The 5642-nt window shown below is 66.6% G+C and carries 9 protein-coding genes; 4 read left to right on the plus strand and 5 right to left on the minus strand.

Translation table 11 applies throughout. The features are described 5' to 3' along the window. Positions 1-196, minus strand: a 196-nt coding sequence (locus tag ACNAW0_RS29745; protein WP_416291373.1) for a MerR family DNA-binding transcriptional regulator, incomplete at its 3' end; no start/stop codon positions are given. Positions 197-474: 278 nt separating this feature from the next. Between ACNAW0_RS29745 and ACNAW0_RS29750 the strand changes: the two genes are divergently transcribed. The 3 genes from ACNAW0_RS29750 to ACNAW0_RS29760 all read left to right on the plus strand — a co-directional run bounded on the left by ACNAW0_RS29750 (position 475) and on the right by ACNAW0_RS29760 (position 2250). After that, positions 475-699, plus strand: coding sequence for a hypothetical protein (locus ACNAW0_RS29750; RefSeq protein WP_416291365.1), 225 nt, complete (start codon positions 475-477; stop codon positions 697-699). Then, positions 687-1499 (plus strand): DUF6461 domain-containing protein, encoded by an 813-nt coding sequence (locus tag ACNAW0_RS29755; protein ID WP_416291366.1) that lies wholly within the window; start codon positions 687-689, stop codon positions 1497-1499. Before ACNAW0_RS29750 ends, ACNAW0_RS29755 begins: the two co-directional genes overlap by 13 nt. Positions 1500-1713: 214 nt before the next feature. After that, on the plus strand, positions 1714-2250 hold the full coding sequence (locus ACNAW0_RS29760; protein WP_416291367.1) for a GNAT family N-acetyltransferase: 537 nt from the start codon (positions 1714-1716) through the stop codon (positions 2248-2250). A gap of 405 nt (positions 2251-2655) precedes the next feature. On the opposite strand, the gene ACNAW0_RS29765 is transcribed toward ACNAW0_RS29760, so the two are convergent. The 4 genes from ACNAW0_RS29765 to ACNAW0_RS29780 all read right to left on the minus strand — a co-directional run bounded on the left by ACNAW0_RS29765 (position 2656) and on the right by ACNAW0_RS29780 (position 5172). Beyond that, the gene (locus tag ACNAW0_RS29765; protein ID WP_416291368.1) at positions 2656-3228 is read right to left on the minus strand and encodes a GNAT family N-acetyltransferase; all 573 of its coding nucleotides are present in this window, start codon (positions 3226-3228) and stop codon (positions 2656-2658) included. Between the two features lie 121 nt (positions 3229-3349). Then, the gene (locus ACNAW0_RS29770) at positions 3350-3922 is read right to left on the minus strand and encodes a tyrosine-type recombinase/integrase (protein WP_416291369.1); all 573 of its coding nucleotides are present in this window, start codon (positions 3920-3922) and stop codon (positions 3350-3352) included. A gap of 41 nt (positions 3923-3963) precedes the next feature. Continuing rightward, positions 3964-4293 (minus strand): hypothetical protein, encoded by a 330-nt coding sequence (locus ACNAW0_RS29775; RefSeq protein WP_416291370.1) that lies wholly within the window; start codon positions 4291-4293, stop codon positions 3964-3966. Between the two features lie 288 nt (positions 4294-4581). After that, positions 4582-5172, minus strand: a complete 591-nt coding sequence (locus ACNAW0_RS29780; protein WP_416291371.1) for a hypothetical protein — start codon at positions 5170-5172, stop codon at positions 4582-4584. Positions 5173-5295: 123 nt separating this feature from the next. On the opposite strand from ACNAW0_RS29780, the gene ACNAW0_RS29785 reads away from it, so the two are divergent. Beyond that, positions 5296-5642: transposase (locus ACNAW0_RS29785; RefSeq protein WP_416291372.1), on the plus strand; the 347-nt coding region annotated here is incomplete at its 3' end.

The raw sequence follows: 5642 nt of genomic DNA on the forward strand, positions 1-5642 counted from the left end.
AGTACACCACCACCCTGCGTCGGGCGGCGTCGAAGCCAGGCTGCAGCACCCTGCGCACATCGGAGTCGTCGAAGTACCGCTGCCCAGACGGCAGACGGCGGGCCACAATCCGCCCTTCCGCCTCCCACCGACGCACCGTCCTCACCGAACGACCAATCCGCGTAGCGAACTCGCCGATCCGAAAAACACCGCCCACGACGATCGATAATAGACAGTTCTGGCCGAAAAAGCGACCACTAGTCGCTCCTCCATCGACACGACCGCCCGCATCGCCAGAAGTGGATGCGGAGTGGCTTGCCGAATGGGCGGGGTAGTACCGGCATCGGTACGGGACGGGGACGTGGACAGGCGGGCAGGGCAGCAGGAACAGCGGACGGACAACCTGTTCACCGGATCGCCAGGTCAGCGTCGCCACCACGCGCCCGGACCGCCACCGGCCAGCGCTTGACGCCTCCGAGCGTTAGTCTGCCCGGCGTGTCCGACGCCGTGGTCGCGTACTACCGTCAATTCCTCAACGAACGCTCCTGGTACGCCGAAGGGCTGAGCTGGACGGTGATCCAGCCGGCGAGCGTGCCGGTTACGGAGGACATCGTCCTACGACGGCTGCGCGGCAAGCGAGTCGACCTGACCGAGATCCACTTTCCGCACGCAACAACTCCCGACCCGCGATGCCCGATGAGTCGAAGGTGGCGTACCTGACCCAGGTCGGCCCGGCCGTGGTGATGTTCCAGCCCAACGGCTTCGAGGGCGCCCGTCGGGAGGTCCTGCGCTGGCTCAGCGACGGCGTCCGCGTGCACAACGTCGACTGGACCATCAACGGCAACGGCGGCATCAGTTACGCCGTCTACGGCAAGGTCCTGGCGTGGGTGGACAAGAACGACCCCGGGCGGCGCCATGGTGAGCAGCCGGACGTCCTCGACAACGACCTGGACGGACTGCGTGAAGCACGCCGCCGTTGGGACGCCGGCGACCTGGCAGGTGCTGACTTCGACGCTGAGGCGATGGCGCTCGTCGAGCGGCGCACCGGCGTCCGGCTCGACGTCGGCTGGGTCGACGCCTTCGAGGAGCTTGGCGAGGCTGTGATGATCGGCGACATTCCGAGCGACCCGACGCCGCCGGGCCGGCTCGGGTACAAGGACCCCGACCTGGATGCCCGGATGCGGAGTGCGTCAGAGCCGACGCGCCGCGCCGCCCTCACGTTGGCCGCACGAGCCCTTGCCGGCCGGTTCACCTTCAATGATCCCGAGGCAGTGGCATCGACGGTGGACTCGATCGAGCGAGGCGTGCTACTCGCCCCAGAGATGCGTACACGGATGTTCCGGTCGCAGGCCACTGGCGATGGAGACGCTCGCTCGGCCGTTCATGGGCTCTACGCCGCAACCGCCGCGCCGGGCCAGCACGGGGACGAACCGCTCGACCTGCTCAACGCGGCCACGTACGCGATTCCCGACGAATGGCCCCGCCTGCGCCAGACAATCGACGGGCTGCTGCGCGGCTGACGGTACGGCTCCTGATGAGCCGTACCGTGAAACGTCACGACGGCGTCATGGGCAGCAGTCCGCCGAGTACCGCCGGAATCTCACACAATCCCTGACTACAACCGACGGAAGATGTCCGCTCATCGCACGACCGGACGCTGGCGACCGGTGCCGACATCGCCCTCGGTGACGAGCGCGTCGCGGCATGACAGTCGCCCGTGAGAGAGTTGCTGTCATGGCAGCTGAAGCGACTCCGGGCCGCGAGGTTGTACCCGAGACGGGTCGCCTGCTGCTCAGACCTTGGCGGGTAGCCGAGGCTGTCGTCCAGCGTGAGCTGTGGACCGAACGTGATCCACGAGTGCCGCCGCACCGACGAATCGACGCGGATGGACACCCCACGGTCGCGGAGCTCGAGGATTCGATCCGCACCAACCAGCTATGGTCGATCGGGTTGCTGGCGGTCGAGCGGAAGGCCGCTCGTGACGTCATCGGCTACTGCGGGCTGGTCGACAGCGGACGAGGATCGGAAGGGGAACCGGAACTGGCGTTCGAGCTGCTACGCCGAGTCTGGCGTCAGGGATACGCGACTGAGGCCTCGTTGGCGGTTCTGGACTGGGCGAGATCGTCCGGGTACGAACGTCTGTGGGCCACGGTCTGGGAGTGGAACACCGCTTCTCGCCGTGTACTGGCCAAGGTCGGGTTCACCGAGACCGAGCGGAAGGAAGTGGATCCGGTCTACGGGACCACCCTGTTCACCACGAGACGGCTCTGACACATCCGATGTTTGGCCTTGAGGGCGGCTCCGGGAAGCGACGGTCGGCGTCAGCTGCCGCTGTTCGGCATGTCCGGATGTCCAGTTCGAGGTGTTCCGGCCCCGCGATCATGCGAGCTAGCCGATGGCGGGCGGATTGGCCGAACAGCGGGCACGCCGCGACGGGCTGCAGGTTCTCGCGCTTCATGTCGCCGTTGAGGGATCTGAGCAGGGCGACGAATTCGGTTTCTCAGGTTGCTGTCGCGGCCCTACTCTCAAGATCGTGTCGCTTTCTTGAAGCGCGTTTCGGCGTACGGGTTCCGGTATCAAGTCAGCATGCGCTGCAATAGGGGAGATCCACGTGTTCGTGAGCCTTTTCCAAAGAAGCCCCCGGAGGCCGGGCGCTGTCTCGCGAGCGAGGAGGACTCAGCGGGTGGTAACCGGCCCGGAGGGCGGCCGCCAATCCCGCCTGATCAACCCGAACACCCACGAGTCCGATACCTCGCCGTTCACGACGCAGTCTTCCCGCAATGTCCCTTCACGCAGGAATCCGATCTTCTCCAGGACGCGGGCAGATGCCACGTTGCGCGTATCGGTCTCGGCCTGGACTCGATTCAAGTCCAGCGTGTCGAATGCCCACTGCAGCAAGGCGCGCGCGGCCTCCGTCGCGTAGCCGTGACCCCATGCCGCATCGTCGAGGCAGTAGCCCAACGACGCGCTGCGGTAGTCCGGGTTCCACCGGGTCAGACTGCACCAGCCGATGAAGGCCCCGTCGGAAACACGGTCCATGGCCAGCCGCGCCCCGGTGCCTTCGTCCGCCATCTGCCGGCAGGCCGCGATGAAGCGCTCGGCGCGCGCACGTTCGCTCCACGGCGGCGCGTCCCAATAGCGCAGCACGTAGGCGCTGCTGTGCAGCGCGAAGAGGGCGTCCGAGTCCGCGTCGGTGAAGGGGCGCAGTCGCAGGCGAGCGGTGTGCAGTGTGGGGGTGGGCAGGGACATGCGTGCCATCTTGCCTCGTCATGAGGAGCGGCCAGACAACCGAACACGCGATACCGGTCCTCATAACCAGGTTCTCCAAGGGCGGGCGGAAAAATGCCCGCCCATCGGCAGGTCCGGTTGCTCACCGACGAAGGTCAGCGCCCGGACTGCGGCAAATGAGGATGCCTGCGCTCATCGGGGAGGACTGGCCACCTCGTCCGCAAGGTTGAACGTGGCACCGCATACGGGACAGCTCACCCGACCAAACAAGTAGGTGAGTGCGGTACGCCACCGACTCGTGGCCCAGCCGCAACGCCTCGGCGTGCAGGCGCGTGGCCAGGGTCTGCACGTCACGGAGGCTGACGCCGGCGTCGAGCATGGTGGTGACGAAGGTGTGGCGCAGCATGTGGGGGTGCATCCTCGGCATCCGGATCCCCGCGCTGCCCGCGAGTTGCTTGGGCCGGCGCGTCGCGGCGTGCCGGTCCGTCCGCACCCCAAGAATGTTGCGCAGCATCGGACCGCTGTCGCGGCCATCGACGGCGCGGTCGAGGGCTCTGGCGACGGCGGGTGGAAGCGGGACGAGTACGACCTTGCCGCCCTGGCCGCGTACACGGAGAACGCGGTGTCCGTGTTCCTCACCGAGGTCACCGATGTTGGTGCCGCAGGCTTCGAAGATCCGCAGGCCGAGGAGTCCGAGCATGGCGATCAGAGCCAAGTTCGCGGGCTCATGACCGACAGCACTGCCATGAGGAGGTGTCAGCCGTGTTCCCGGCCGGGGAGAGGATCGCCGCGAAGGAATGCCTCGTACGCCGGGCGGACGTCGTCATCAATCTGGGGCCGGATGCCGCTGTAGCGCGTGTCAGCGCGGTCGCGGTGTGGTCCGGAGAGCCAGTACTCCTCGTCGGTATCGACGTCGTAGAAGTTGGCGTCGGACATGCCACGCTCGCGTCGGAGCGTTTTGCCATGCCAGTAAGCCGTCTGCCAGCTCTTGCTGAACCGTACGCGGCTGATCCACGCCGGCCCTTTGTCGGTGTCGTGGCCCGTCTTCAGCTGAACGAACATCACCCGATCCGCCATGGCGAACATGTTGACACTGAAGGCCTGACGATGCAGCTCCCAATTCGAGACCGCCCGAGCATGCTCTCATCGGCAGTGAGCGTGCGTCACTGCCTTCTTGAGAGGGCTTGGGCTGCCGGCCCGGCCAGCCGCGCGCCGACATACCTTGAGTTTGGCTGGCTGGAGGGCCGCCCGCGCCGCAAGGTCTGTGCCGGTCAGCCCGAGGTATGGGTCGACGCGGTGCTGCAGCAGCGCCCGGCCGGGTAGCGATGGCGCATTGCTGCCGCCCCTCAAGGATCGGCGTATGAGCGGGTGGTGTCATGGTGATCCATTGGTCAGCAAGAGCATCAGGATGTTGCCGCGGTGCAGGTAGGTGGCAGTGTCGTTCGGGCCGGCGTCGAAATAGGCGGCGTCTGACTGCGGCGGCTGGTCGCTGTAGTAGCCGGTGAGGTACATGAAGTCTGGGTGCACAGACCAGCACGACCAGCCTTCGCCGTCACCGACCGGCCTGTCGCGGTCCAGCCAGTTAAGGAACTCGTCGATGACCTTGTCGGCGTGTGCCGCGTCGAGGTGTCGCCGGTATGGGCTGAAGGCGGTGCGCAGCATCCACGACAAGCGGGCACGGAATCCTGCCATGCCCAGCTCGGTCAGCTTGAGGATGGTTGCGCGGGGAACCAGTGGGCCGGATTGCAGATTGTCCCAATGCCGGGCGCGGTCGGCGGTGCGCATCATGTCCGGGAACAGTGGGCCGTGGACGAACGCCTCCAGCACCGACAGCCGGTTGCCGGGGGTGATCGGTTCGTCGGCGCGTGCTTTGAGTAGCAGGGTGTTGCTGTTCATCACCTCGTCAACTGCGGTCAGCAACGCATCGACCGCAGGGGCATCAACATCGTGTAACAGTGAACGCACCAGCCCACCTAAGAGCGACCGGCAATAGGGTCGTGAGTTCGGTCAGAAGATCAGATCGGGGCAGCAAGCGGGCACAGGCATCAACGATCATGTGAGTTCTCTACGCTCCGTGATCGACAAAGGATGCCCGTGCCCGCGATCCCATCATCCCTGCTGGAGCCCGTGTGGGTCCAGTTCGACGCGCTGCTGCCCGAGCGGCCGGAGTTCGACCCGACGCACCCGCTGGGCTGCCACCGGCGGCGGGTGCCCAACCGGGTCGTGTTCGCCCACGTCGTCGACGCCCTGGTCCACGGCTCCGGATACGAACGCATCGCCACCGGGGTGTGCTCGGACCGCACCATCCGCCGGCGCCTGCACGCCTGGGCCGAGGCAGGGCTGGGCGAACAGCTCCACGCCCTCGCCCTGGCCGCCTACGACCACATGATCGGCCTGGACCTGGCCGACGTCAGCGTCGACGGGGCCATCACGAA

Origin of the sequence: Micromonospora sp. SL1-18, from assembly GCF_047921505.1 — a bacterium.
GTDB lineage: Bacteria > Actinomycetota > Actinomycetes > Mycobacteriales > Micromonosporaceae > Micromonospora.

What these genes read in the sequence shown, in the direction of transcription:
- ACNAW0_RS29765 (WP_416291368.1), bottom strand. Translation starts at nt 3,228, where the DNA reads ATGTCCCTGCCCACCCCCACACTGCACACCGCTCGCCTGCGACTGCGC.
- ACNAW0_RS29775 (WP_416291370.1), bottom strand. Translation starts at nt 4,293, where the DNA reads ATGTTCGCCATGGCGGATCGGGTGATGTTCGTTCAGCTGAAGACGGGC.
- ACNAW0_RS29760 (WP_416291367.1), top strand. Translation starts at nt 1,714, where the DNA reads ATGGCAGCTGAAGCGACTCCGGGCCGCGAGGTTGTACCCGAGACGGGT.